This window comes from Catellatospora coxensis (genome assembly GCF_016862635.1).
Classification (GTDB): domain Bacteria; phylum Actinomycetota; class Actinomycetes; order Mycobacteriales; family Micromonosporaceae; genus Catellatospora; species Catellatospora coxensis.
On sequence record NZ_BONI01000007.1, the window covers coordinates 85,661 to 111,200 of the forward strand.

At 70.0% G+C, this 25,540-nt stretch carries 22 protein-coding genes; 10 read left to right on the top strand and 12 right to left on the bottom strand.

Translation table 11 applies throughout. The features are described from left to right. Positions 1–64 precede the first annotated feature (64 nt). The 6 genes from Cco03nite_RS05975 to Cco03nite_RS06000 all read left to right on the top strand — a co-directional run bounded on the left by Cco03nite_RS05975 (position 65) and on the right by Cco03nite_RS06000 (position 7,174). Positions 65–1,495, top strand: coding sequence for a gamma-aminobutyraldehyde dehydrogenase (locus Cco03nite_RS05975; protein ID WP_203689349.1), 1,431 nt, complete (start codon positions 65–67; stop codon positions 1,493–1,495). A gap of 2 nt (positions 1,496–1,497) precedes the next feature. Continuing rightward, a complete protein-coding gene (gene gabT, locus Cco03nite_RS05980) occupies positions 1,498–2,778 on the top strand; it encodes a 4-aminobutyrate--2-oxoglutarate transaminase (RefSeq protein WP_203689351.1) in 1,281 nt (426 codons plus the stop codon). Between the two features lie 164 nt (positions 2,779–2,942). Next, positions 2,943–3,938 (top strand): AAA family ATPase, encoded by a 996-nt coding sequence (locus Cco03nite_RS05985; RefSeq protein ID WP_203689358.1) that lies wholly within the window; start codon positions 2,943–2,945, stop codon positions 3,936–3,938. A gap of 8 nt (positions 3,939–3,946) precedes the next feature. Continuing rightward, entirely contained in the window at positions 3,947–4,978 is a 1,032-nt protein-coding gene (locus Cco03nite_RS05990) for a hypothetical protein (RefSeq protein ID WP_203689360.1), read from the top strand. Positions 4,979–4,992: 14 nt separating this feature from the next. Beyond that, complete coding sequence (locus Cco03nite_RS05995; protein ID WP_203689368.1) at positions 4,993–6,339, top strand: type IV secretory system conjugative DNA transfer family protein; 1,347 nt, start codon at positions 4,993–4,995, stop codon at positions 6,337–6,339. Beyond that, positions 6,329–7,174, top strand: coding sequence for a hypothetical protein (locus Cco03nite_RS06000; RefSeq protein ID WP_203689370.1), 846 nt, complete (start codon positions 6,329–6,331; stop codon positions 7,172–7,174). The genes Cco03nite_RS05995 and Cco03nite_RS06000 overlap by 11 nt, the downstream gene beginning before the upstream one ends. On the opposite strand, the gene Cco03nite_RS06005 is transcribed toward Cco03nite_RS06000, so the two are convergent. After that, on the bottom strand, positions 7,159–7,971 hold the full coding sequence (locus Cco03nite_RS06005) for a hypothetical protein (RefSeq protein ID WP_203689372.1): 813 nt from the start codon (positions 7,969–7,971) through the stop codon (positions 7,159–7,161). The two genes, Cco03nite_RS06000 and Cco03nite_RS06005, sit on opposite strands and share 16 nt — an antisense overlap. A gap of 109 nt (positions 7,972–8,080) precedes the next feature. After that, a complete protein-coding gene (locus tag Cco03nite_RS06010) occupies positions 8,081–9,610 on the bottom strand; it encodes a TROVE domain-containing protein (protein WP_203689374.1) in 1,530 nt (509 codons plus the stop codon). Positions 9,611–9,817: 207 nt separating this feature from the next. On the opposite strand from Cco03nite_RS06010, the gene Cco03nite_RS06015 reads away from it, so the two are divergent. After that, the gene (locus Cco03nite_RS06015; RefSeq protein WP_239167151.1) at positions 9,818–10,423 is read left to right on the top strand and encodes a 4'-phosphopantetheinyl transferase family protein; all 606 of its coding nucleotides are present in this window, start codon (positions 9,818–9,820) and stop codon (positions 10,421–10,423) included. A 678-nt stretch (positions 10,424–11,101) separates the two neighbouring features. On the opposite strand, the gene Cco03nite_RS06020 is transcribed toward Cco03nite_RS06015, so the two are convergent. The 8 genes from Cco03nite_RS06020 to Cco03nite_RS06055 all read right to left on the bottom strand — a co-directional run bounded on the left by Cco03nite_RS06020 (position 11,102) and on the right by Cco03nite_RS06055 (position 19,918). Further along, positions 11,102–11,311: a type II toxin-antitoxin system VapB family antitoxin gene (locus Cco03nite_RS06020; RefSeq protein WP_203689397.1), complete on the bottom strand. Its 210-nt coding sequence runs from the start codon at positions 11,309–11,311 to the stop codon at positions 11,102–11,104. A 77-nt stretch (positions 11,312–11,388) separates the two neighbouring features. Further along, positions 11,389–12,651, bottom strand: a complete 1,263-nt coding sequence (locus Cco03nite_RS06025; protein WP_203689406.1) for a saccharopine dehydrogenase family protein — start codon at positions 12,649–12,651, stop codon at positions 11,389–11,391. An 89-nt stretch (positions 12,652–12,740) separates the two neighbouring features. Then, the gene (locus tag Cco03nite_RS06030; RefSeq protein ID WP_203689414.1) at positions 12,741–14,153 is read right to left on the bottom strand and encodes an NAD(P)/FAD-dependent oxidoreductase; all 1,413 of its coding nucleotides are present in this window, start codon (positions 14,151–14,153) and stop codon (positions 12,741–12,743) included. 153 nt (positions 14,154–14,306) lie between these two features. Next, a complete protein-coding gene (locus Cco03nite_RS06035) occupies positions 14,307–15,140 on the bottom strand; it encodes an ABC transporter permease (protein ID WP_203689416.1) in 834 nt (277 codons plus the stop codon). Further along, positions 15,140–16,060, bottom strand: a complete 921-nt coding sequence (locus Cco03nite_RS06040; RefSeq protein ID WP_239167152.1) for an ABC transporter permease — start codon at positions 16,058–16,060, stop codon at positions 15,140–15,142. The genes Cco03nite_RS06035 and Cco03nite_RS06040 overlap by 1 nt, the downstream gene beginning before the upstream one ends. A gap of 1 nt (position 16,061) precedes the next feature. Further along, positions 16,062–17,147 (bottom strand): ABC transporter ATP-binding protein, encoded by a 1,086-nt coding sequence (locus tag Cco03nite_RS06045; RefSeq protein WP_203689418.1) that lies wholly within the window; start codon positions 17,145–17,147, stop codon positions 16,062–16,064. 4 nt (positions 17,148–17,151) lie between these two features. Beyond that, positions 17,152–18,387 carry a polyamine ABC transporter substrate-binding protein gene (locus Cco03nite_RS06050; RefSeq protein ID WP_239167153.1) on the bottom strand — a complete coding sequence of 412 codons (1,236 nt, stop codon included), beginning with the start codon at positions 18,385–18,387 and terminating at the stop codon, positions 17,152–17,154. 46 nt (positions 18,388–18,433) lie between these two features. Further along, positions 18,434–19,918: a gamma-aminobutyraldehyde dehydrogenase gene (locus Cco03nite_RS06055; RefSeq protein ID WP_203689420.1), complete on the bottom strand. Its 1,485-nt coding sequence runs from the start codon at positions 19,916–19,918 to the stop codon at positions 18,434–18,436. Between the two features lie 290 nt (positions 19,919–20,208). On the opposite strand from Cco03nite_RS06055, the gene Cco03nite_RS06060 reads away from it, so the two are divergent. Next, complete coding sequence (locus Cco03nite_RS06060) at positions 20,209–20,688, top strand: Lrp/AsnC family transcriptional regulator (protein WP_239167164.1); 480 nt, start codon at positions 20,209–20,211, stop codon at positions 20,686–20,688. A gap of 117 nt (positions 20,689–20,805) precedes the next feature. On the opposite strand, the gene Cco03nite_RS06065 is transcribed toward Cco03nite_RS06060, so the two are convergent. After that, positions 20,806–22,044 carry an ABC transporter substrate-binding protein gene (locus tag Cco03nite_RS06065; protein ID WP_239167154.1) on the bottom strand — a complete coding sequence of 413 codons (1,239 nt, stop codon included), beginning with the start codon at positions 22,042–22,044 and terminating at the stop codon, positions 20,806–20,808. A gap of 268 nt (positions 22,045–22,312) precedes the next feature. On the opposite strand from Cco03nite_RS06065, the gene Cco03nite_RS06070 reads away from it, so the two are divergent. Together Cco03nite_RS06070 and Cco03nite_RS06075 are read left to right on the top strand one after the other, a co-directional pair. Next, positions 22,313–23,659 (top strand): aspartate aminotransferase family protein, encoded by a 1,347-nt coding sequence (locus Cco03nite_RS06070; RefSeq protein WP_203689432.1) that lies wholly within the window; start codon positions 22,313–22,315, stop codon positions 23,657–23,659. Beyond that, complete coding sequence (locus Cco03nite_RS06075) at positions 23,656–24,999, top strand: NAD(P)/FAD-dependent oxidoreductase (RefSeq protein ID WP_203689434.1); 1,344 nt, start codon at positions 23,656–23,658, stop codon at positions 24,997–24,999. The genes Cco03nite_RS06070 and Cco03nite_RS06075 overlap by 4 nt, the downstream gene beginning before the upstream one ends. Positions 25,000–25,163: 164 nt before the next feature. On the opposite strand, the gene Cco03nite_RS06080 is transcribed toward Cco03nite_RS06075, so the two are convergent. After that, positions 25,164–25,526 (bottom strand): DUF3499 domain-containing protein, encoded by a 363-nt coding sequence (locus tag Cco03nite_RS06080; protein WP_203689436.1) that lies wholly within the window; start codon positions 25,524–25,526, stop codon positions 25,164–25,166. Positions 25,527–25,540: the final 14 nt, after the last annotated feature.

Consider the following 25,540-nt stretch of genomic DNA (forward strand, 5'->3'; position numbering starts at 1 on the left):
GAAACAGTTGCTCAAGACCCTTGCTCGACACGGATTTCGTCGCGAGGATAGCTCTATGCCACCGATGACAGAGAAACTTGCCAACTTCATCAACGGAAAGTACGTAGCTCCCGTCGACGGCGGCTACGCCGACCTCATCGACCCGTGCACCGGGGAGGTCCTCGCCCAGACGCCGGTCTCCGGCAAGCAGGACGTCGAGGACGCCATGGCCGCGGCCGCCGCCGCCTTCGAGGCCTGGCGCGACACGACGCCCAGCGAGCGCCAGAAGGCCCTGCTGAAGATCGCCGACGCGGTCGAGGCGCGCGCCGATGAGCTGGTCGCCCTGGAGAGCCGCAACACCGGCAAGCCGCTGCACCTGACCGCGAGCGAGGAGCTGCCGCCCGCGATCGACCAGATCCGCTTCTTCGCCGGGGCCGCCCGGCTGCTGGAGGGGCGCGCGGCGGGCGAGTACATGGCGAACCTGACCAGCTACGTGCGCCGCGAGCCGATCGGGGTCTGCGCGCAGGTCACGCCGTGGAACTACCCGCTGATGATGGCGGTGTGGAAGTTCGCGCCGGCGATCGCCGCGGGCAACACCGTCGTGCTCAAGCCGTCGGACACCACGCCGATGTCGACGCTGCTGCTGGCCGAGATCGCGGCCGAGTTCCTGCCCCCGGGTGTGCTCAACGTGGTCTGCGGTGACCGGGACACCGGCCGCGCCCTGGTCGCGCACCCGACCCCGGCCATGGTCTCCATCACCGGCTCCACCCGGGCCGGGTCCGAGGTCGCCGCGTCGGCCGCGCCCGCGCTCAAGCGCACCCACCTGGAGCTGGGCGGCAAGGCCCCGGTGCTGGTCTTCGACGACGCCGACATCGCCGCGGCCGCCGAGGGCATCGCGATCGCCGGGTTCTTCAACGCGGGCCAGGACTGCACCGCTGCCACCCGCGTGCTGGTCACCGAGGGAGCGTACGACGCGTTCGTCGAGGCCCTCACCGAGCAGGCCCGCAACCTCAAGACCGGCGCACCCGACGACGAGGACGTGCTCTACGGTCCGCTCAACAACGCCAACCAGCTCACCAAGGTCACCGGCTTCATCGAGCGACTGCCCGCGCACGCCCGGGTCACCACCGGCGGCGAGCGCGTCGGCGAGCAGGGCTACTACTTCGCGCCGACCGTGGTCGCCGACCTGGTCCAGGGCGACGAGATCGTCACCGACGAGGTGTTCGGCCCGGTCATCACCGTGCAGAAGGTCGCCGACGAGGCCGAGGCGCTGAGCTGTGCCAACGACTGCCGGTACGGGCTGGCCTCCAGCGTGTGGACCGCCGACCACGGGCGGGCGATGCGGCTGAGCAAGCGCCTCGACTTCGGCTGCGTGTGGATCAACACCCACATCCCGCTGGTCGCGGAGATGCCGCACGGCGGCTTCAAGCAGTCCGGGTACGGCAAGGACCTGTCCGCGTACGGCCTGGAGGACTACACCCGGGTCAAGCACGTCATGCACAACATCGGAGAATGACCTTGAGCGCGTCCTCTGAGATCCACGCCCGCCGCGTGGGCGCGGTGGCCCGCGGCGTCGGCTCGACGCTGTCCTCCTACGTGGACCGGGCGAGCGGTGGCACGCTGACCGACGTCGACGGGCGGGAGTGGATCGACTTCGCGGCCGGCATCGCCGTCACCAACGTCGGCAACAGCGCCCCCGCGGTCGTCGCGGCAGTGCGCGAGCAGGTCGAACGCTTCACCCACACCTGCTTCATGGTGACGCCGTACGAGTCGTACGTGTCGGTGTGCGAGCAGCTCAACGAGCTGACGCCGGGTGACTTCGCGAAGCGCTCGGCGCTGTTCAACTCCGGCGCCGAGGCCGTCGAGAACGCCGTGAAGATCGCCCGGTACGCCACCGGGCGGTCCGCGGTGATCGTGTTCGAGCACGGCTACCACGGCCGGACCAACCTGACCATGGCGCTGACCGCGAAGAACATGCCGTACAAGCACGGCTTCGGCCCGTTCGCGCCGGAGGTCTACCGGGCCCCGATGTCGTACCCGCTGCGCGACGGCCTGACCGGCGAGCAGGCCGCCGCCCGCGCCATCGACACGATCACGACGCAGGTCGGGGCGCAGAACGTGGCCGCGATCGTGATCGAGCCGATCCAGGGCGAGGGCGGTTTCGTGGTGCCCGCGCCCGGGTTCCTGCCCGCGCTGGCGTCCTGGGCCGCGGCGAACGGGGCGCTGTTCGTCGCCGACGAGATCCAGACCGGCTTCTGCCGCACCGGCGACTGGTTCGCCGCCACGCACGAGCAGGTCGTCCCGGATCTGATCACGACGGCCAAGGGCATCGCGGGCGGCCTGCCGCTGGCCGCGGTCACCGGCCGCGCGGAGGTCATGGACGCGGTGCACGCCGGCGGCCTCGGTGGCACGTACGGCGGCAACCCGCTCGCCTGCGCCGCCGCCCTCGCCTCGATCCAGACCATGCGCGACCTGGACCTGCCCGCGGCGGCGCGCCGCATCGGCACCGTGCTCACCGACCGCCTGTCCACCCTGGCCGACAAGTACCCGCAGATCGCCGAGGTCCGCGGCCGAGGCGCGATGATCGCCATCGAACTGATCAAACCCGGCACCCTCCACCCCGACCCCATCCTCACCGGCGCGGTGAACAAGGCCTGCCACGCCGCCGGCCTGCTCACCCTGACCTGCGGCACCTGGGGCAACGTCTTCCGCTTCCTGCCGCCCCTGGTCATCTCCGACGAGGACCTCGACCGCGGCCTCACCATTCTCGAACGGGCATTCGACACGTCCGCGAGCTGATCCGGCGACGGCGTCCGCCCGTTTCACCACGGACGGGCGGACGCCGTCATCGCCGAATCCACCGGACGGCGGGCGTGGCTTGAATACGTACCACACACCCTCGCTCAGGCCGATCAGGAGAACGTCTCCTTGCCAGGCCGCCGCACTGCTGCACAATTAAATGTGTGAATAGACCGCGGACCGCCGAAGCACAGGACGCGCTACGCCGCTACGTGGTCGGTCAGGAACGCGCGAGCGTGTCCCTGAGCCGCCTCATCGACATGCACCTCGCCTGGTTCCGGGATCGCAATCCGCTGCACCGCGCGCCGAACGCATTGCTGATCGGCCCCACCGGAACAGGCAAGAGCCACGCCATCCGGATGGTGGCCAACGCCATGAAGATCCCGCTTATCGTGGTCGACTCCACCCGGCTCGTCTCCGCAGGCGCCAACGATCATCTGACGTTGGAGGGCGTACTCATCAATCTGGTCAAGAAGGCCCGCCAGTCGCAGTCCACCGATGCGCCGGAACTCCAGGCCGAACGCGGCATCGTGTTTCTCGACGAATTCGACAAGCTGCGCTACGACACGCCGTTCAGCGAGTCCGCGAGCATCCAGCGCCGGCTGCTCCAGTTCATCGAGGGCGACACGCTCGACCTGTCGGTCTCGGAGGAGGACGGGCCCCGCTCCATCGTGACGAACGGGATCCTTTTCATCGCGGCCGGCGCGTTCTCGGGCATCGAACGGCTGCAGTCGAGACGCCCGATGACCGGCGTGGAGGACCCGGTGAGCGTCGACGTCATCCACCCGCGCGACGTGCGCGAGTACGGCTTCCTCCACGAGCTGGTCGCCCGGCTGCCGGTGATCATCCGCTTCGCGCCGCTGCGGGCCGAGGAGCTGATGGCGATCCTGGAGCACGAGGACGTGTCGCCGCTGAAGTTCTACCGCAGCTACTTCGAGCAGCACGGCTTCAACATCCACCTGCCCGAGGCGACGCTGCGCCTGGTGGCCAAGCAGGCCGAGCAGATCGAGCTGGGCGCACGCGGGCTGCACCAGGAACTGTTCCCGGCCCTGAGCACCCTCGCCGACCACGTCATCGGCAGTCCCCCGACCGACATCGTCATCACCGCGGCCATGTACCGGGACCTGCGCAACAACCGGTACAAGCCGCCCTACCCGTGAGGACCCCCATGGAGGACCTGCAGGCAGCCCGGATCAGCCGCGACTACTCAGGCTTTCTACTCAGGGAGGTCGACTGGTCCCTGATCGAGGAGGGCACGGAATTCGTCTCCCGGATCGACTACATCCGCAGGTTCACCTTCACGGCCCACCTGTCCGGGATCGGCAAGTGGACCGGCATGAGCACCGAGGTCGTCGACGCCGACCGGGTCGCCCTGCGCCTGCACGCGGCCATCGAGGAAGCGCTGGTGTCCGCGCAGTTCCTCAACCTCACCGAGCTCACCACGTCCATCTCCACCGACCGGCTGGCCTTCCAGTACCGCGACCCGGACTACGAGTTCGACCTGACCTTCCTCGGTGACGGCACGGTCGTGCTGGAGCGGCGCGGCTCGCGCATGCGGGCCTTCCACGACTGGTACACCTCGTTCATGCCGTACGTGCCGCAGATCCTGCGGCGGGCGATGGCGGCTTTCGACACCGAGCTGCACCACCGGCTGATGCCCCCGCACCCGACCCCGGCGGACACCGTGAACGCCATGGGCACCGATGTTCCCGAGCGGGTCAAGCTGCTGAGCTCGTCGTTCAACTTCGAGGTGGTCTGCCACCGCCTCGCGCACGAGGACTCCGCCAAGATCAGCACCAACCTCGAGGTCATGCGCGACAACGTCGCGGTGCGCCTGCCCGACGCCGGCGGCGTCATGACCCGGCAGGAGGGGGAGCCGCACGTGGCCGACTACGGCCGGATGGACTACCGGATCGGGCTGCGGCACCCGAAGCGCAACTACGTGACCCAGTTCCTCACCGTGATGGCGCCCTCGAACGCGAAGTGGTCCGGGCTGTTCTTCACCTTCGCCTACGTGGGCGAGAACTCCACCGACTGGGGAGAGGGCCACCGGGTGGCGATCAACCCGCGGTTCTTCCTGTCCCCCGAGGCCTGCGCGGACGCGTACATCTCCTTCTTCCTCGACATCGGCCTGGTCGGCTTCGTCGCCTCGGTCACCAAGGGCTACACGTTCACCACCACGGCATCGACACTGGACTAGCGGAAGGATCGGACGTGGCCGCAGACGAGTTCGCCACGGTGCGGACGCCCCGGGGAGCAGCCGAGCAGGACAGACCGGCGGCCGACGCGTCCCGGTTCCGGGTCGCGATGGGGCAGACCGGGGACAGCGTCTTCCGCTGTGAGCAGTTCCGGCCCCTCATCGTGTTCGGGCCGCAGCGCAGCGGCAAGACCACCGGCATCGTCGTGCCGGCCGTGCTGGAATGGGCGGGTCCCTGCCTGACCACCTCGGTGCGGCTCGATGTGATCGAGCAGACCATCGCGCATCGGTCCACGCTCGGGCGGACGTTCATCTTCGACCCCGGCGGGCTCATCGGCTCGGCGAGCGAGGCGCTGGCGCCGCACAGCGTGGGCTGGAGCCCGCTGGACAACGTCAACACCTTCGGCGACGCCGTCCGCCGGGCCTACGGCCTGACCGAAGGCGCCGAGACCGGAGGCATGACGAACGCGGCCTTCTGGAACGTCCAGGCGCGCAGCCTGCTCGCCCCGCTGCTGTTCGCGGCGGCCAACAGCCAGGGAACCATGGGTGACGTGCTCTCGTGGCTCGCCCTCACGGCCGGTGACCTGATCGACGAGATCCGCGGCAGGTGCCCCGAGCCCATCCTCGACGCGAACTCCGCCGACCCGACCGACTGGGGGCGCTGCCTGCGCCAGATCATCGGGTTCGAGGGCATGTACATGGAGACCTTCAGCATCGTCGAGGCGACCGCCCTCAACGCGCTGGCGGTGTTCAGCTTTCCCGAGGTCGAGCGCCGGTGCAGGGCGGGCGGGCTGCAGCTGGACACGTTCTTCGACGGCGGTGCGCACACGCTGTACATGTGCGCGCCGCCGCAGGACCAGCAGAACTTCCTGCCGCTGTTCACCGCGCTGGTACGCGAGGTGCTGACCCTCGCCTACCAGCGCGCCCAGAACGCGACCGACGAGCACGCGCCCCTGATGCTGTGCCTGGACGAGGCCGGCAACATCGCCCGGCTGGACAACCTCGACACCATCGCCACCACCGCCGCGGGCAGCCGGATCCAGCTGGTCTCGGTCTTCCACGACATGAGCCAGCTCCAGGCGTGTTACGGCCAGGACCGCAGCCGGCTCATCGTCAACAACCACTCCGGAAAGCTCTTCCTGCCGGGCAACAGCGATCCGCTGACCAACGAGTTCCTGATGTCGCTGCTGCGCGACAGCGACGTCCGGCTGCTGCCGCACAAGGGCTGGAACTTCTCGGACCTGCGGCGGCTCGACGACGACCAGCTGCTCTGCGTGTACGGGAAGCTGCCCCCGATCATCCTGCGCCCCCGCCGGAGCTGGGAGCCGGACTCGTACCTGGCGAGGCTCAGCAATGTGGCGTAGGCGTGCCCGGGCCCGGGACCGGATCGAGCAGCTCGAAGCGCGGGTGAGGTCCCTGGAGCTCGACGCGGAGCTGCACGACATGGCAGCGGCCGGGCTGCGGGATCGGCTCGACCGCCTCGACGCCTACCTCCAGCCGGCGCCGGCCGACCAGCCGGTCGAGTTCGGCTCCGGCGTGCACGACATCACCGACTTCAACCCGGATCTGGAGGTGCTGGGCCGGTTCGTCGACGAACTCGTCTCGGACATGGGGCTGCGCCAGCAGCTGCTGCACTGCTGGTATCGGCACCCGTCCGCCGTGCTCCTGCTGGAGGCCCTGCGCGAGCAGCAGGACGTGCGTGAGAGCAACTACGGCCGCTGGGTGTGGGACATGGAGGTGAACAAGGCCGAGCTGCGGACCGTCTTCCGCCGGTGCCGGGCCGGGCACGTCGAGGAGGTGAACTCGTGGCACGACGAGGCCTACCGCGAGGCGTACGCGCGCCACTCCGCGGCGCTCCGGGCCGCCGGACGGGAGCAGCTCGCGGCCACGATCGACTCGATCAGCCCGTTCGTCGAACACCTCGTCCTGCTGTTCGGCCTGCAGCACGACGTCCTGCACTGCTGGATCAAGCACGCCCAGGTGATCTCCACGCTTCGCGCGCTGCGCAGCACCATGCGGATGCACAACCTCCAGGGCTGCGTCCACACGGTGCGGGAGTCCAGGCTCGACCTTCGCCTGGCGTTCCGCCGCTGCCGGGCCGGGCACATGGACGACCTCGCCGGCTGGCGCGAGAGCACCTACCGGGAGGACTTCGCCGGGTACGTGCGCGGGCTGCCGGCCGCTCAGGAGGAGGACTGATCCTGCCCGGCCCGGTCCCGGCCGCCGATGCTGAGGTAGCGCCGTTCCCGCACGGCGACGGGGTCGGAGTGGTCGAGGATGTCGGCGACGCGCGCCACGCCCTCCCGCGTGAGCGGAACGACCTCGGCGGACCAGACGTGCATGTCCTCGACGTCGCGGCCCAGGTCCCGCACCGAGACCTCGATCGTGCACGTCAGCGGCGGCCCGCTCGACCACTCGCCCGCCGGGCGCCGGTGGAGCCGGGAGAACTCGACCCGATCGCCGGGGATGAGCTGGCGGGACGTCACCCCGTCCGCGCCGTCGGGGTGGCTGAGCAGCACGGGCTCCTCGCCCCAGTTCACGACGCGCCAGGTGAGCTGGAGGATCAGCCGCCGGGCGCTGCCCTCGGCGAAGCGCGTGTTCGGCTGCACCTCCGACGAGATCCTGTCGTCGTACTGGAGCTGCGCCCCGACCAGCGTGACGCTCACCCGCGGCGCGGACTGGTCGAGCCGCGCCTTGATCGACTCTTCGTACGACCTGACCGCGGTGGCGTACTCCTGTGTCCACGCCTTGCGCTGCTCCTGCGCCTCGGCGCGCAGGTAGGAGAGCTGGGCCTGGCCCGCGCTGAACACCGCCCAGGTGAAGATGACGAACGCGATGTTCGCCGCCGCCACGACCGCGTTGACGATGTTGCCCGGCTGGGACTTCGGATCGACGTGCCAGGTCAGCACCAGGAGCACGAGTCCGGCCAGGGTGAGGGCGCCCAGCACGGTCGCGGCGACCGTGACGAGCCGGCCCCGACGTCGGAAGTCATCCACACATGCAAGTATGAATGCATCACGCACCCCGGGTCACCTGGCTTCCGCACCGGGCGCCGGGCGCGGAAAGGCGCCCACCCGGGCCGTAGCCCCGGCAGGCGCCGTCCGTCTAGAAGGGCCAGGCGGCCGACTCGCCGGACTCGATGAGACCGATCATCGAGAACGCCGCGTCGGTGAGCCCGCCGAAGGTGTGCCGCCTCCCCGCGACAGGCGTGTGCCCGAGGCGGTGGCCCGCGAGGTTCCAGGTGTAGACGGGGACCGCGGCGGGCACGGCGGCCGCCACGTCGGCGCTACCGTGCCAGTGGGCCTGCTCGTCGGTCAGGATCAGGACCCGGTCGTGGCCCGCGTAGTGCTTGCGGACCGCGTGCTCGGTCGAGGTGCCGCCGCCGAAGAACCAGCCACCCTCCTTGAACCGCTGTACGGCCTTGAGCACCGACTCGCCGGGCCGCAGGTCGAACAGCTTGGTGTCGTTCGAGAACGACACGACCGTCGCGGCGGCCGCGCGGGCCGCCAGGGCCAGGCCGAACATGGTCGCGGCGTCCCAGCAGCGCAGCGAACCGTCGCGGCTGAACGAGCTGTTCATCGAGCCCGAGGTGTCGATCAAGATCAGCGTGCGACCGCCGAGCCGGGGCACGTTGCCCAGCGCGAACTGCAGCGCCTGCTCCAGCGGGTACGCCCAGCGCAGGCTCGGCGCCGCGTTGTACGCCGACAGGAAGCGCATCGGCAGCACCCGCGACCGGTCCACCTCGTCCGGGTCGGACAGCTTCGCCGCCACCACGGCCGCGACCTCGTCGCCGACCCCGGCCTGGTCGAAGTTGCGCAGGTTGCGCAGCAGCGCGAGGTAGCCCATCGACGGGATCACCGCGGACCACGCCGCCGCGTCCAGCGGCCCCTGCCGCCAGCCCGCCAGCGCCTCCCACGTCATCCCCGCCGCGGCCAGCGCCTGCGGGTCGAGCACCGCGGCCCGCTGCTCGACCGGCAGCGCCATCAGCTGCTCCCGGGCGCGCAGCACCCGCAGCGCCTCCGGGATCGGGTTGTCCCGCTGGTGGCGGCGGTCCAGCGCGTGCTGGAACAGCTCACCCTGGGCCGCGTCGCGCGGGCTCGGGTGGGTCAGCTCCAGCACGTCCGCGAAGCGCAGCGCACGGCCCTCCGAGTCGTACTTGAGCAGGCTGCGCTCGTGGTAGAGCCGCACTGCCGCGTCGGCGATGCCGCGCTTGACCGGCTTCGGCAGCGCCCGGCCGTGCACCGACAGCCAGTAGGCCAGGGCCTCCCCGGGCTCGTCGGCCCGCTGCAGCGCCGCGTCCACCACCGCGCGCGACCCGGGGATACCCGCCGCTACCTGCGCCTTCGCACCCTCCAGCGCGGCCACCACCGAGGCGCTGCGCAGGTTGGCCCCGAGCCGCAGCCACGGCACGAACCGCGCGAACCATTCCGGGTCCGCCACGGCGACCTTCGCCACCAGCGCCCGGAACCGGGCGTCACGCTCGTCGGCAAGCTCGTAGAACGTCTGCTCGCCGACCATGTTGGACACGGCCAGCAGGAACAGCTCCAGCTTCGGCTCCCGGGCGAACCCGGGCGCGCCCTCGGCGGTCACCCCGGCCGGGCGCTTGACCAGCGTCGACAGGTTGAACCTCGCCATGTTGTCCCCTCCCCCGGGGGTTTTCGGGCGCGCGAAACCCATCCGGGGGTACGGGAGGGAGACGCGCCTCCCGAGATCGATGTGGCCACGGACCGAGATCGGCTTGCGCCGTCTTCAATACCAGTGAAGTAGCCGTGGCCTGCGCACCGGGAGGTGCGGAGATCAATGTAGGCGCGGTTCGTCATGGCGGGCAAAGGGTTTGTCGCCGTGCGCGTTCGTGCCATCGTGGTCGTCATGTCGGGCATCCGGATCTGGCTGGCCCCCGCCGTGGACGCCACCGCCCTGGCCCGCCACGCCGCGGGCGAGATGCTCGGCATCGACCCCGCGCCGATCGAGATCGGCCGCGAGCCGGCGGGCCGGCCCTATGTGGTCGGCGCTACCGGTATGCACCTGGCCATCAGCCACACCCGGGAGCTGTCAGCCGTGGCCGTCACCGGTCTCGGCCCGCTGGGCGTGGACGTCGAGCCGCTCCGCCCCCTGCCCGCGGCCGAGCTGGCCCGGCGCTGGTTCTCCGCGCCGGAAGCCGACTGGGTCGCCCGCCACCCGGACGACTTCCTGCTGCTGTGGACCGCGAAGGAGGCCGTCGGCAAGGCACTCGGCATCGGGCTGCGCGGCGACGGCCTGCGCCGTCCCATGCCGCTGCCCCCGGCCGCGACCCTGATCGCGACGATCCCAGGGTTGCCTTCGATGGCGGTCGCCGCATGGGCGCAGGATGGAATCGTGCTCGGCCTGGCCTGCGACTCCGCTGCGGCACTCGGCGCCTCGGTCACCGTCTCGGTCGCCGCTCCGCCTGCGCGGGCCGACAGCCGATGACGTCCACCATGCAGAAACGCGGCACGCCCGAGATCGAGTCGGTGACGGCGTGGTGGTCCCGTCGCCGGGACCTGGCGCTCTTGGCCGCTGAGCTACCGCCGTCCTGACGGACGGCGAGCGGGATTCGAACCCGCGACCTCCCCGTTATCAGCGGAGTAGCCGTAACCTGCGCACCGGGCGTGCCGTGTTCCTCTCCCGAGATCGAGGTCGCGGCGGTGTAGCCATTGCTCTGCCGGCTGAGCTACCGGACCCGAAGGTCCAGGCGGGGCTCGAACCCGCGACCCATGGAGGAAGAAGTATCCGCTGCCTGCGCACCGGGAGACGTATGTCCAACCTAGATCCGCCCGCCCTCCGCGGCAACGGATTTCCGGCTGGCGCACATGTGCAGTCGACCGCTCACCTCATCTTTGCTGTGCCAACAGCAAAGATGAGGTGAACTCGCACAGACCGTGGTGCCGGCGCGGCCCGAGATCGAGGTGGCGACGGAGTCCCGTCTCCGGGAGCACTTCACAGGCCGCGCCGCGCTCAGCGAGAGCCCGGCCGAAGCGGCCTCCATGGTGTATCCGTCACCGGCGCACCGGGCGCGCCGCGGAGATCATCGTATGATCCGCCAGGCCGGCCTTGCAACAGGTTTGGCCTCGCCGTGCCCGCTGCTACGAGACTTGCCGTCGAGGTAGGTCACCGCCAGGCGGCCTGCTCGACGTCGGTCTCTGCGAGCCGATCCGCGGTGAGCAAGGCGACCTTCATGAACCGAGCCGCTCGCACCTGACGTCGCTGGGCGATCTCGCGCAACGCACGGTTGACGGTCTCCGCCTTGGTCGAGGTGCCCAGCTCCGCCATGGCGAGGGCCAGTGCTTCCTCGTCGATGTCCACCAGCGTCTTGGCCATGGTCGTCCTCCGTGGCGGCGTGCCCGCTCGGGTATTTCCCGGCTCTCGAAGATATCCGAGCGGGCGCGCCGACGATGTCAGGCGGCGATCTGCTCGCGGGCCGCCTGGGTCACCGCACGAAAGGGCTGCTGGTCACGCATGCCCCAGGGCGAGCCGTACGCGGTCAGCAGGTCCAGGAACGGCACCGGGTCGAGCGCCTCCGGGCCGAGCACCCCGGCGCCCTTCCACACGCCCTGCGCCAGCAGCTCCAGCGCGACGACGGGGTTCACCGCGGTCTGCCACACCACCGCCTGGTGGCCGTACTCGCGCATGGACCACTCGTTGTCGACGACGTGGTAGAGGTACATCTCCTTGGCCCGGCCGTCGAGGCCCTTGCCCTTGACCCAGGTGCCGGCGCAGGTCTTGCCCTTCATCCGGGAGCCCAGCGTGGCGGGGTCGGGCAGCTGCGCGGCGAGCACGTCGCGCGGCGAGACCATGACCTGCGACCTGCCCCCGCCGATGGCGACCGGCCGGGTGGAGTCGAGGCCGAGCTTGTGCACGGTCTTCAGGATCTCGATGAACTCGGTGCCCAGGCCGTACTTGAAGGTGACCCGCTTCGCGTCGACCCAGCGCGGGATGAGCAGCACCTCCTCGTGCTCCACGTTGACGCACTCGACCGGGCCGATGCCCTCGGGGAAGTCGAACACCTCGGGTTCGCTGAACGGGGCGGTGGTGAACCAGCCGCGCTCGCGTTCCCAGATGATCGGCGGGTTGAGGCACTCCTCGATGGTGGTCCAGATGGAGAACGACGGGGCGAAGTCGAAGCCCTCGACGGTGATGTTGGAGCCGTCCCGCACGCCGATCTCGTCGATCTCGGAGAACAGGTGGTCGGCGGCGTACCGGGCGAAGATGTCGGACAGGCCGGGCTCGACGCCGATGCCGACGAGCGCGAGCCGGTCGGCCGCCTCCCAGGCGACGGCCTTGCCGAACTGCTCCTCGCCGAGCATCACGCCGGTCTTGGCGTACGGATCGGTGGGGTGCGGGTGGGACAGCGACATGGCCATGTCGAGGTAGTCCGCCCCGGCCGCGTACGCCCCGTCGAAGATCGGCATGACGAAGCGGGGGTCCACCGCGTTGAGCACGTGCGTGATCTCGTGTTCGCGGCACAGTCCGGCGACGTCGGCGGCGCGGGAGGCGTCCAGGCGCGCCGCGACGAACCGGTCGTCCAGCCCGGAGACGGCCCGCTGGGCGCGTTCCAGGGAGTAGTCGGCCACCACCATGAGCTGGAAGAAGTCACGGCGAGCGGCGATGGCGGCTGCTGCACTGCCGACGCCACCAGCGCCGACCAGCAGGATACGCATAAAAGTCCCTTCAACATCGTGGCGGCTGATGCCACGAGACGACTTGATTCAGGTGTGTTCCCGCGTCCCGAAGGCCGGGGACGGAGGTGTCAGGAGTCGAAGCCCAGCCCGGCGTGGTCCAGCGTGCGCAGCCACAGGTTGCGGCGGCCCTGGTGCTCGTCGGCGCGGGCCAGCGACCAGCGGGTCAGCTGGATGCCGAGCGAGCGCAGCGGCTCCGGCGGCAGCGGCCAGGGCTTGGACCGTACGAAGTCCAGCCTGGTGCGCTCCGTGGACGCGCCTTCGAGGTGGTCGAGCATCACCTGCGCGCCGAAGCGGGTCGCCCCGACGCCCAGCCCGGTGTAGCCGGCCGCGTAGGCCAGCCTGCCGCCGAAGGCGGTGCCGAAGAAGGCGCAGAAGCGGGTGCAGGTGTCGATCACCCCGCCCCAGCTGTGGGTGAACCGAAGTCCCTCCAGCTGCGGGAACGTGGTGAAAAAGTGCTCGGCCAGCCGGGTGAAGGTGTCCTGGCGCTGTTCGAGGGTCGGTGCGATCCGGTTGCCGAAGTGGTAGATCGCGTCGTAGCCGCCGAACAGGATCCGGTTGTCCGCGGTGAGCCGGTAGTAGTGGAACTGGTTCGCCGAATCGCCCAGCCCCTGCCGGTTACGCCAGCCCAGGTCCCCGAGCTGGGTCGCGGTCAGCGGCTCGGTCATCAGGGCGTAGTCGTACACCGGGATCAGGTAGCGCTTGAGCTTGCGCACCAGCGGACCGAAGGCACTGGTCGCCAGCGCGACCCGGGCCGCCCGGACCTCGCCGTGCGGGGTGCGCAGCAGCAGTCCGTCGCGCCCGCTGCTCACCCCGAGCACCGGGGTGCCCTCGTAGATGCGCACGCCCAGGGTCAGGCACGCCTGCCGCAGGCCCCAGGCCAGTTTCGCCGGGTCGACCATGGCCACCCGGTCGCGGTCCCACCAGCCGCCCAGGTACGTGGGCGAGTCGACCTCGGCCCGCACCTGCTCGGCGTCGAACACCTCGGCGCGGTAACCCATGGACCGGGTCAGCTCCGCCGACTCGTGCAGCCAGTCCAGCTGGTACGCGGAGGTGGCCACCTCCAGCTCACCGGTGCGCTCGAAGTCGCAGTCGATGCCGTACCGGGCCAGCGTGTCCTCGATCTGGTCGAGGTTCTCCCGGCCGAGCCGTTCCAGCTCGGTGATCTCGTCCGGGAAGCGGTCCACCCCGTTGGCGAGCCCGTGCGTGAGGCTCGCGGAGCAGAATCCGCCGTTGCGTCCGGAGGCGGCGTGGCCGCACACCCCCGATTCGAGCACCACCACGTCGGTCGACGGGTCGCGCTCCTTGGCCAGCAGCGCCGTCCACAGGCCGCTGTAGCCGCCCCCGATGACTGCCAGCTGCGCGGTGGTCGCGCTGGTCAGCGGGGGCACGGGTGCCGGCCGGGAGGGCCGGTCCGTCCAGTACGGCGTCGGCGACGTGTCTGACAGCGCCGACGCCCACAGTTTTGATCCTTTGGCCCGCATGAGCCGATCTCCTCCTTCTACTACCGGGGAGCCAGATTTCAGCTCCTTTTTCCCTATAAAAGCCCAGACAAACGAAATGTCTGGGAATGCCAAACGGCCGCCGAACCGGGAAGCACGATCAGGCGTGCTCCGGGTCGGCGGCCGTTCGGAGAATCAGGACGTCGCGGCGCGGCGGGCGGAGCGGCGACGGGTGCGCAGCTGGCCCGCGATGACGAACGCGAACGAGATCAGGAACATCGCGGTGGCGATCGCGTTGACCTGCGGCGGGATGCCGCGCAGGTTGGAACCCCAGATGAACATGGGGAAGGTGGTGTAGTCGCTGGTGCCGGTGACGAAGTTGGTGATGATGAAGTCGTCGAAGCTCAGCGAGAACGCCAGCAGGGCGGCGGCCATGATGCCGGGCAGCACGAGCGGCAGGATGACCAGACGGAACGCCTGCCACGGCGTCGCGTACAGGTCCATCGCCGCCTCCTGCAGCCTCGGGTCAAGCCCGGCCAGCCGTGCCTTCACGGTGACCACCACGAACGATATGCAGAACATGACATGCGCGATGAGGATCGTCAAGAAGCCCATCGGAATCTGCAGCCCTATGAACAGGGTCAACAACGAGGTGCCCATCACGATTTCCGGGGTGGCCATCGGCAGGAAGATCAGCGTGTTGGTGCTGCCCCGGCCGATGAACCGGTAGCGAACCAGGGCAAACGAGATCAAAGTGCCCAGGATGGTCGCGATCACCGTCGCCGACAGGCCCACGTAGATGCTGCGCAGCAGCGAGTCGCAGATGCCCGCCGCCCCGCACATGTCGGTCCAGTTGTTCCAGGTGAACTGGAACGTCTCCAGGTCCAGCACGTACGTCGTGTTGCGGCTGGCCGGCTGGTTGAACGACAGCAGCATGACCACGGCGATCGGCACGAACAGGTAGGCCAGCAGCACGAACCCGAGCAGCAGCACCCACTTCTCGGCGAGCCAGCGCCAGAACCCGTGCATCAGACCACCTCCTCCGTGCCCGCGGTGCTGACGTAGATCGTCACCAGCACCAGGATCGTCACCATCAGCATCACCGACAGCGCGGACGCGATCGGGTAGTCGTTGACGACCAGGAAGCGCGACTGGATCACGCTGCCGATCATCTGCGTGTTCGGCCCGCCCAGCAGCTGCGCGTTGACGTAGTCGCCGGCCGACGGGATGAAGGTGAGCAGCGTGCCCGCGATGACGCCCGGCATGGACAGCGGCAGCGTCACGCGGAAGAAGCTGCGCACCGGCCCGTGGTACAGGTCGCGGGCGGCCTCCAGCAGCCGTACGTCCAGCTTGTCGAGGCTGGCGTACAGCGGCAGCACCATGAACGGCAGGAAGTTGTAGACCAGGCCCGCGATCACCGCGAACTCGGTCGCCAGCAGGCGGCCGTCCGGCCCGAGGAGGTGCGCCCACTTCAGGAAGTCGACCACCGGCCCGCTGTCGGACAGAATCGCCTTCCAGGCGTAGGTGCGCACCAGGAAGCTGGTGAAGAACGGCGCGATCACGCCGACCAGCATCAGGTTCTTCCAGCGCCCACCCTTGATCGCGATCGCGTACGCCAGCGGGTAACCGAGCAGCAGGCAGACCACCGTGGTGATCAGCGCGTACCCCAGCGAGCGCAGGAACTGGACGTGGAACATCTCCCACGCGTCGGCGTAATTGGAGAACGCCCAGGCGAACGTGTAGCCGGTCTCCACCGAGCCGCTCGGGTCCCACAGGCTCGCCATGACCAGCTGGAACACCGGGTAGACGAAGAACACCGCGAGCCAGAGCAGGCCGGGGGCGAGCAGGGCGTACGGGATCCACTTGCGCCGCCGCATCCCGGCCGGGGGTTCGACCGGGATCTCGGTGGCGGCGGGGGTGCCCGACGCCGTGGGCAGCAGGGCGGCCACGTCAGCTCCCCACGAGGAACGAGTGCGCGGGCGACCAGTGCACCGCCACCTCGGTCCCGGGCAGCGCCGGGTTCGCGATGCCGGAGTTGGGCACGAACACCGTCAGCTCGCTGCCCCACGGGGCGCGGACCAGGTACTGCGTGGAGACGCCGGTGAAGGACGCGTCGGTGACGACGCCCTGCACCGCCGCGTGGCCCGAGGGCACCGCGTCCGGGCCGTCGGCCAGGTGCAGCTTCTCCGGGCGTACGCCCAGCAGGGCCGTGCCCGACGTGACCCGGCACCGGCCCGCCGGCACCGCCAGCCGGTTGCCGTGCGCGTCGACCGTGACGTGGCCGTCGGCCTGCCCGGTGACCTCCGCCTTGATCAGGTTGGACTGGCCGAGGAAGTTGGCCACGAACGCCGAGGCGGGGAACTCGTACATCTCGGCCGGCGCGCCCAGCTGCTCGATCCGCCCCGCCTGCATCACGGCGACCGTGTCGGCCATGGTCATGGCCTCCTCCTGGTCGTGCGTGACGTGCACGAAGGTGATGCCGACCTCGGTCTGGATGCGCTTGAGCTCGATCTGCATCTGCCTGCGCAGCTTGAGGTCGAGCGCGCCGAGCGGCTCGTCGAGCAGCAGCACCTCGGGGTTGTTGACCAGGGCTCGGGCCAGCGCCACCCGCTGCTGCTGCCCGCCGGACAGCTGCGCCGGGCGGCGCGACCCGTACTGGCCGAGCTGGACCAGGTCGAGCATCTCGGCGACCTTGCGGCGGGTCTCCGCCCGGTTCTCGCCCTTGCGGCGCAGGCCGAACGCCACGTTGTCCTCGACACTCATGTGCGGGAACAGCGCGTAGCTCTGGAACACCGTGTTGACCGGCCGCTTGTACGGGCGCATCCGGGTGATGTCCAGCCCGCCGAGCGTGATCCGCCCGGCGTTCGGCTCCTCCAGCCCGGCCACCATGCGCAGCGTGGTGGTCTTCCCGCAGCCCGACGCCCCGAGCAGCGCGAAGAACGAGCCGTCCGGAATGGTCAGGGTGAGGTCGTCGACGGCCGTGAAGCCGCCGAACGTCTTGGTGACGTTCTCGATGCAGAGGTCCTGGTCGGTCAACCTGTCACGCCCCGATCGCTGCCTGGAACTTGCCCTGGTACTCCTTCTCCTCAGCCTCGGTCAGCGGCTTGAAGATCTTGATCTTCGACTGCATCGCGGCGTCGGGGAAGATGAGCGGGTTCTGCGCGAGGTCCGGGTCGATCTTGACCATCTCCTCCTGCGCGCCCGCCACCGGGCAGACGTAGTTCACGAACGCGGCCAGCTCCGCGGCCACCTTCGGATCGTAGTAGTAGTCGATCAACGCCATCGCGTTCGCCGCGTGCGGCGAGGTGATCGGGATCATCATGTTGTCCGACCAGAGCATCATGCCCTCGTCCGGCGTGACCAGCTTGATCTTGTCGTTCTCGAAGCCGAGCTGGATCACGTCGCCGGACCACGCGATGCATGCGGCGATGTCGCCCTTGGCCAGGTCCTGCACGTAGTCGTTGCCGGTGAAGCGGCGGATCTGGCCCGACGCCACGGCGCCCTTCAGCTTCTCCAGCGCCTGGTCGAAGTCGGCGGTGGTGAAGTTGCCCGGGTCCTTGCCGATCGACAGGAGCATGAAGCCCATCGTGTCGTGCATCTCGGTGAGGCAGGTGACCTTGCCCTTCAGGTCGGGGCGGGTCAGCAGCTCGTCGACCGTGCGCACCTCCTTGGTCACCGCGGTGTTCACGCCGATGCCGGTCAGGCCCGACTGCCACGGCGCCGCGTACTCCATGTTCGGGTCGAACTGGCGGCCGCGCAGGGACGGGGCCAGGTTCTTCAGGAACGTCGCGACCTTGTCGGCGGTGAACTTGGCGGCGAAGCCGTTGCGGATGAACGTGGCCGCCATCCAGTCGGTGAAGACCACGAGGTCGCGGTCGATCGGCTGGCACGCCGCGAGCTGCGTACGGATCTTGCCGTAGTACTCGTTGTTGTCGTTGATGTCGGCGGTGTAGGTGACGTCGATGCCGGTCTTCGCCTTGAAGGCGACCAGCGTGGGGTGGACCTCGGGGTTCTTCTCGTCCTCGTCCATGTAGGCGGGCCAGTTCGAGAAGGCGACCTTGCGCTCGGTGGCCGAGACGTCGGCGACCGTGCAGAGCGGGCCGGCCGACGGGCCGGCGCTGCCGTTGTTGGTGCCCTTGGTGCCGCAGGCGGCGAGCGCACCGCCGGCCACCGCGAACGCCCCGCCGGCGAGTGCCCCGCGCAGCACGGTCCGGCGCGACGGCATGGCCGCCAGCACTGCCTGAGCCTGCGGGGAGAGTGGTATACGACGAGCCATCGAACGTTCCTTCACTGCCAGAGGGGTTTACAGGCGCAGATATCACTTACCGACTGAAGACGGTGCGGTGCCACGGCTTCGCGGCGACCGCGGTGGTGTCGTACATGACGTGCTTGATCTGGGTGTACTCGTCGAACGAGTACGTGGACATGTCCTTTCCGAAGCCGGAGCGACGGTAACCCCCGTGCGGCATCTCGCTGATGATCGGGATGTGGTCGTTGACCCACACACATCCGGCGCGCAGCTCGCGCGTGCCCCGCAACGACCGGTGCACGTCGCGCGTCCACACGCTCGCCGCCAGGCCGTACGGAGTGTCGTTGGCCAGCGCCACACCCTCGTCATCGGTGTCGAACGGCAGCACGACCAGCACCGGGCCGAAGACCTCCTGCTGGACGATCTCGCTGTCCTGCGCGGCGTCGACGACCAGGGTGGGCGCGTAGTAGGCGCCGTGCGCCAGCCCTTCGGGCACCCGGCCACCCGCCACGATCTTGGCACCCGCCGCGCGGGCCCGGTCGACGAACCCCGCCACCCGGTCCCGCTGGGCGAGGCTGATCAGCGGGCCGATGTCGGTCGCCGGGTCCCGCGGGTCGCCGGGGCGTACGCCCTCGAACAGCTCCGCGACCCGGGCCACGAAGCGGTCGTAGAGCGGGCGCTGCACGTAGGCGCGGGTCGCCGCGGTGCAGTCCTGCCCCGAGTTGATCAGCGAGCCGGCCACCGCGCCCTGCGCCGCGGCCTCCACGTCGGCGTCGTCGAACACCAGGAACGGGGCCTTGCCGCCCAGCTCCAGGTGCACCCGCTTCACCGCGCCCGCGGCGGTCGCGCCGATGCCCCGGCCCACCGCGGTCGAGCCGGTGAAGCTGACCATGTCCACCTCGGGGTGCGCGACCAGTGCCGCCCCGGCCACCGGGCCACGCCCGGTGACCACGTTGACGACCCCGGCCGGGATGCCCGCGTCCAGGCAGGCCTGCGCGAACATCACGCTGGTCAGCGGGGTCAGCTCGGCGGGCTTGAGCACGATGGTGTTGCCCGCCGCGATGGCGGGCAGGATCTTCCAGGCCGCCATCTGCAGCGGGTAGTTCCACGGCGAGATCGAGCCGACCACCCCGATCGCCTCGCGGCGCACGTAGCTGGTGTGGTCGGCGGAGTACTCCCCCGCCGCCTTGCCCTGCAGGTCGCGGGCCGCCCCGGCGAAGAAGGCGGTGTTGTCGATGGTGCCCGGCACGTCGAACTCGGTCGCCAGGCGCACCGGCTTGCCGGTCTGCGCGACCTCGGCCGCCACGAAGTCCGCGGCCCGCTCGGACAGCAGCCCCGCCAGCCGGTGCAGCGCGCCCGAACGCTCGCCCGGCGTCGCGCCCGACCAGCCCGGGAAAGCCGCCCGCGCGGCCGCGACGGCCGCGTTCACATCTTCCTGACCAGCGAGTCCGTACTCGGCGACGGTGCTACCGTCGGCGGGGTCGACCACGGTGAACCGCTCACCCGACGTCCCGTCGGCGATTCGATCACCGATGACATTCGGCGAAAAGCCGGTCATATCGCCTCCCAATGTCAGGTCGTCAACAACCCGTGGCGCGACGATCGTGACATGACGTGCGCCACATGACAAGGGATTCCGTGGCGATTAAGAGATGCGACTACGAATTCCGGCACCGAACATCGCGAGTTGATGACGTTTCCGTTACGAGGGTGGCGACCAAGTGCCGGAATCGTCTGCCTCGTAGCGATACGATGCCCGGGCCGGATCATCTCCCCCGATCCCCTCTGCGTACGCCCCAGGAGGCCTCATTGCCGACGCCCGCCGACTCCGCCGCACCACGCGCTGTCATCCGCCGACACCCTCAACTCAACCACGCCAACCACGCGCTACTCGACGACATCGCGAAGCAGATCATCGAGCAGCTGCAGGAGGACGGGCGCAGACCGTACGCGACCATCGGCCGCGCGGTCGGCTTGAGCGAGGCGGCCGTGCGGCAACGCGTGCAACGGCTCATCGACGCGGGCGTCATGCAGATCGTGGCGGTCACCGACCCGCTCCAGCTGGGGCTGGGCCGCCAGGCGATGATCGGCGTGAAGACCACGGGTGACCTGGACGGCATCGCCGACCGGATCTCGGCGATCGAGGAGGTCGACTACGTGGTGATCACCGCCGGCTCGTACGACCTGCTGCTGGAGGCGGTCTGCCGCAACGACGACCACCTGCTGGAGATCCTGCACGAGGTCCGCGCGGTCGACGGCGTCATCGGCGCCGAGGTCTTCGTCTACCTCAAACTCCGCAAGCAGACGTACTCCTGGGGCACCGCCTGATCCGGCGCCGGCCGCCCACACCCCGCTTTACATAGACGTTGGCCTATTACATCGAATCCGGGCGACGGAAACTCGACGTAATAGGCCAACGTCTATGACGAACGGAGTCGGGCAGCGTCAGACACCCATGACGGCGGAGAACTTCGCCTGGTACTCCTTCTCCTCGGCCTCGCCGAGCGGGGCGAACGCCTTCACGCCGGCGAGCATGGCGTCGTCGGGGAAGATCAGCTTGTTCTCGGCCAGCTCGGGGTCGATCTTGACCATCTCGTCCTGCGCGCCGGCCACGGGGCACACGTAGTTGACCCACGCCGCCAGCTCGGCGGCGACCTTCGGGTCGTAGTAGTGGTCGAGCAGCGACATCGCGTTGCTCGCGTGCGTCGCGGTCACCGGGATCACCGCCGCGTCCGACCAGATCAGCAGGCCTTCGTCCGGCGATACAAACTTGATCTTTTCGTCGTTGAGGCCCAGCTGGAGCGCGTCGCCGGACCAGGCGATCGCCGCCGCGACGTCGCCCTTGGCCAGGTCCTGGACGTACTCGTTGCCGGTGAAGCGGCGGATCTGCCCGGCCTCGACGGCCTTGCGCAGCTTCTCCAGTGCGGCGTCGAAGTCCTCAGGCGTGAACGCCGCCGGGTTCTTGCCGAGCGACGCGATGAGCAGGCCCATCGTGTCCGGCATCTCCACCGGCACGCTCACCTTGCCCTTGAGGTCGGGGCGGGTGAGCAGCTCGTCGACGGTGCGCACCTCCTTGGCGACGCGGGTGTTGACCGCGAAGCCGGTCAGCCCCGACTGCCACGGCACCGCGAAGCGCAGCTCCTGGTCGTACGGGCGGGCCTTCAGCGAGGGCAGCAGGTTGCGCCGGTAGTTGGGCGTCTTCGCCGGGTCCAGCTCCTGCGCGAAGCCGTTGCGGATGAACTTGTTGACCATCCAGTCCGAGAACACCACGATGTCGCGGTCGATGCTCTGGCAGGCTCCGAGCTGCGCGCGGATCTTGCCGTAGTACTCGTTGTTGTCGTTGATGTCCTCGGTGTAGGACACGTCGATGCCGGTCCGCGCCTTGAAGGCGGCCAGCGTCGGGTGGCGCTTCTCGTCGTTCTCGTCGACGTCCAGGTACTGCACCCAGTTGCCGAACGACACCTTGCGCTCGCTCGCCGAGGCGTCTGCGGCCTTGCAGGCGGGCCGGGTCGACGCCCCGGCCTGGGGAGCCATGCCGCTGGGGCTGCACGCGGCCAGGACCCCGCCGGTCGCGGCGAGCGCGCCGCCGGCCAGGGCGCCGCGCAGCACGCGCCGGCGCGAGGGGGTCGCGGTGGTGGCCGCGAGCAGGGCACGGGCCGGAGCCGACAGAGGACGAGCGCGCAATCTAGGCACCTCTCGCTGGGCAGGCTGAGAGCCTGGAGGGGTAACGGGGTGACCCGCAATTGTGCCCAAAACGACCGGCCGGATGCCCGCTGAGGTGCGCCAGCTCACAAACCGCCCGTTACCGCCCAACGATGTCGGCCCGGTTGCCGACTCACTACGAAATCCGTAGCCGCCGTGCGAAAATACTACGGAGAGGGTTGCTGCATCTCGACTACGTGTGCGATAACCGTAGGCAACGCCGCAACGTACGGATGAGTGAGGCCTCACGATGGGCAACGGAACCGACCACCTCTGGATGCACTTCACCCGCATGGCCGCCTACCGCGAGGGCAGCGTGCCGACGATCGTCCGCGGCGAGGGCACGTACGTCTGGGACAGCAACGGCAAGCGGTACCTCGACGGCCTCGCCGGCCTGTTCACCGTCAACGCGGGCCACGGCCGCGCCGAGCTGGCCGAAGCGGCCGCCAAGCAGGCCCACGAGCTGGCGTACTTCCCGCTCTGGTCGTACGCCCACCCGAAGGCCATCGAGCTCGCCGACCGGATCGCCGAGCTGACCCCCGGCGACCTGAACCGCGTCTTCTTCACCACCGGCGGCTCCGAGGCCGTGGAGAGCGCCTGGAAGCTCGCCCGCTCCTACTTCAAGAAGACCGGCCAGCCGCTGCGCCACAAGGTCGTCAGCCGCTACCTCGCCTACCACGGCACCTCGATGGGCGCGCTGTCCATCACCGGCGTGCCCGCCTTCCGGGCCGAGTTCGAGCCGCTGGTGCCCGGCGGCATCAAGGTGCCGAACACGAACTTCTACCGCGCCCCCGAGCACGGCGACGACTACGCGGCGTTCGGCGTGTGGGCGGCCGACGAGATCGCCCGCGCCATCGAGCGCGAAGGGCCCGAGACCGTCGCCGCGGTGTTCCTGGAGCCGGTGCAGAACGCGGGCGGCTGCTTCCCCGCCCCGCCCGGCTACTTCCAGCGGGTACGCGAGATCTGCGACCGCTACGGCGTGCTACTCGTGTCCGACGAGGTCATCTGCTCCTGGGGCCGGCTCGGCGAGTACTTCGGCGCCCAGTACTACGGCTACCAGCCCGACATCATCACCACCGCGAAGGGCATGACCTCGGGATACTCCCCGCTCGGCGCGATGATCGCCAGCGACCGGCTGATCGAGCCGTTCCTGGCCGACGGGCAGATGTTCGCCCACGGCATCACCTTCGGCGGCCACCCGGTCAGCTGCGCGGTCGGACTGGCCAACCTGGACGTGTTCGAGCGCGAGGGCCTGGTCGGCCACGTACGCGAGAACGCGCCCGCGTTCCGGGCCACCCTGGAGAAGCTGTACGACCTGCCGATCGTCGGCGACGTGCGCGGCGAGGGCTACTTCTACGGGATCGAGCTGGTCAAGGACAAGGCGACCCGGGAGACGTTCAACGCCGAGGAGTCCGAGCGGCTGATCCGCGGCTTCCTGTCCACGGCGCTGTTCGACGCGGGGCTGTACTGCCGGGCCGACGACCGGGGCGACCCGGTCATCCAGCTCTCCCCGGCGCTGACCGCCACCCAGCAGCAGTTCGACGAGATCGAGCAGATCCTGCGTGACGTGCTGACCCGGGCCTCGTCACTGCTGTGACCTCCCTGTGGTTCGACACCGCGGGCGGGGCCGCCACGCCCCGCCCGCCCCTGCCCGGCGACGTCGACGTCGACGTGGCGATCGTGGGCGCCGGCTACACCGGCCTGTGGACGGCGTACTACCTGCGCCAGGCCGACCCCGGGCTGCGGATCGCGATCGTGGAGGCCGAGCAGGCCGGGTTCGGCGCGTCCGGGCGCAACGGCGGCTGGTGCTCCGGGCTGCTGCCCACACCCCTGCCGAAGCTGGCGAAGCTGCACGGCCGGGGTGCGGCCGTCGCGTTCCAGCAGGCGATGATCGACACCGTCGACGAGGTCGGCCGGGTCGCCGCCGCCGAGGGCATCGACTGCCACTGGGCCAAGGGCGGCACGCTGGGCCTGGCCCGGTCCGCCGCCCAGTGGCGCGGGGCGCGGGCGGAGGCGGAGCTGGCCGCGTCGTACGGGTTCGAGCTGGCGCTGCTCGACCGGGCCAAGGCACTGGAGCGCTGCGGCGCGACCGCGGTGCACGGGGCGACCTGGTCGCCGCACTGCGCCGCCCTGCATCCGCTGCGGCTGGCCCGCGGGCTGGCCGCAACCGTCGAGCGGCTCGGCGTCCCGATCCACGAGCAGACCCGGGTACTGGAGATCATGCCGGGCGCGGGGCGCACCGCGGTCGGCGGGCACCGGGTCGCGGTGCGCACCGGCCACGGCACGGTGCGGGCCGAGGTGGTCGTCCGGGCCACCGAGGGCTACACGGCCGGCCTGCCCGGTCACCGGCGTGCGGTGGTGCCGATCTACTCGCTGATGGTCGCCACCGAGCCGCTGCCGCAGTCCTTCTGGGACACCGCCGGACTCGCCCGGCGAGAGACCTTCACCGATCACCGGCGGCTGGTCATCTACGGCCAGCGCACCGCCGACGACCGGCTCGCCTTCGGCGGGCGCGGCGCGCCGTACCACTTCGGCTCCGCGGTACGCCCGTCCTTCGACATCGAACCCTCGGTGCATCTCGCGCTCCGGAACACCCTGGTCGAACTCTTCCCCGCCCTGGACGGCGCGAAGATCACCCACGCCTGGGGCGGCCCGCTCGGCATCGCCCGGGACTGGCACCCCTCGGTCGGCCTCGACCGCTCCACCGGCCTGGCCTGGGCCGGCGGCTACGTCGGCGACGGCGTAGCCGCCGCCAACCTGGCCGGCCGCACCCTCGCCGACCTGATCACCGGCACCGAGTCCCCGCTGACCGTCCTGCCCTGGGTCAACCACCGCTCCCCCCGCTGGGAGCCCGAACCCCTCCGCTGGCTCGGCATCAACACCGCCCTGCGCACCGTCGCCGCCCTCGACCGGCTTGAAGGAAGGGCACCTTCTTAACGCTCCGCGTTATAGAAGGTGCCCTTGTTAACGCTGCCCAGGTTCTGACCTGCGCGGTCGCCGGCGAATGCCGGAAGCCGAGCAAAAGCCCAGCCGGGCGGCCTCTGATGTTAAGAAGGTGCCCTTCCTCTACCCATAGCGATGGGAAGGTGCCCTTCCTTTGGTCAGGACGGGGGGATGACGCGGAGGTGGCCGCGGCGGCCGGGGGTGGGCGGGCCGTTGTGGGGCGGTTCGGGGCTGGGCTGGCGGGGGGCGGGGCGGGCTGCCTCGCGGACCGCTTCGGCCAGGGCGACGAGGTCGTCGGTGGTGGGCGGCGGGGGCTCGAACTCGCCGTCGTGGCGGACGAGGTCCCAGCCGCGCGGGGCGGTCAGGCTCAGGGCGTGGGGTTCGCACAGGTCGTACGTGTGCGGCTCCTGGTACGCGGCGAGCGGGCCGACCACTGCCGTGGACTCCGCATAGACATAGGTCAGCGTTGCAACCGCCTGCCGGGGGCAGCCGTTACGAGAGCAACGCCGTGGAGACCTCACGGCGTGTGACGTTA

Bases quoted from the DNA above. Each gene is read 5' to 3' on its own strand.
- Cco03nite_RS05975 (WP_203689349.1), top strand. From the start codon at position 65: ATGACAGAGAAACTTGCCAACTTCATCAACGGAAAGTACGTAGCTCCC.
- Cco03nite_RS05990 (WP_203689360.1), top strand. From the start codon at position 3,947: ATGGAGGACCTGCAGGCAGCCCGGATCAGCCGCGACTACTCAGGCTTT.
- Cco03nite_RS06000 (WP_203689370.1), top strand. From the start codon at position 6,329: ATGTGGCGTAGGCGTGCCCGGGCCCGGGACCGGATCGAGCAGCTCGAA.
- Cco03nite_RS06010 (WP_203689374.1), bottom strand. From the start codon at position 9,610: ATGGCGAGGTTCAACCTGTCGACGCTGGTCAAGCGCCCGGCCGGGGTG.
- Cco03nite_RS06020 (WP_203689397.1), bottom strand. From the start codon at position 11,311: ATGGCCAAGACGCTGGTGGACATCGACGAGGAAGCACTGGCCCTCGCC.
- Cco03nite_RS06025 (WP_203689406.1), bottom strand. From the start codon at position 12,651: ATGCGTATCCTGCTGGTCGGCGCTGGTGGCGTCGGCAGTGCAGCAGCC.
- Cco03nite_RS06030 (WP_203689414.1), bottom strand. From the start codon at position 14,153: ATGCGGGCCAAAGGATCAAAACTGTGGGCGTCGGCGCTGTCAGACACG.
- Cco03nite_RS06035 (WP_203689416.1), bottom strand. From the start codon at position 15,140: ATGCACGGGTTCTGGCGCTGGCTCGCCGAGAAGTGGGTGCTGCTGCTC.
- Cco03nite_RS06050 (WP_239167153.1), bottom strand. From the start codon at position 18,387: ATGGCTCGTCGTATACCACTCTCCCCGCAGGCTCAGGCAGTGCTGGCG.
- Cco03nite_RS06055 (WP_203689420.1), bottom strand. From the start codon at position 19,918: ATGACCGGCTTTTCGCCGAATGTCATCGGTGATCGAATCGCCGACGGG.
- Cco03nite_RS06070 (WP_203689432.1), top strand. From the start codon at position 22,313: ATGGGCAACGGAACCGACCACCTCTGGATGCACTTCACCCGCATGGCC.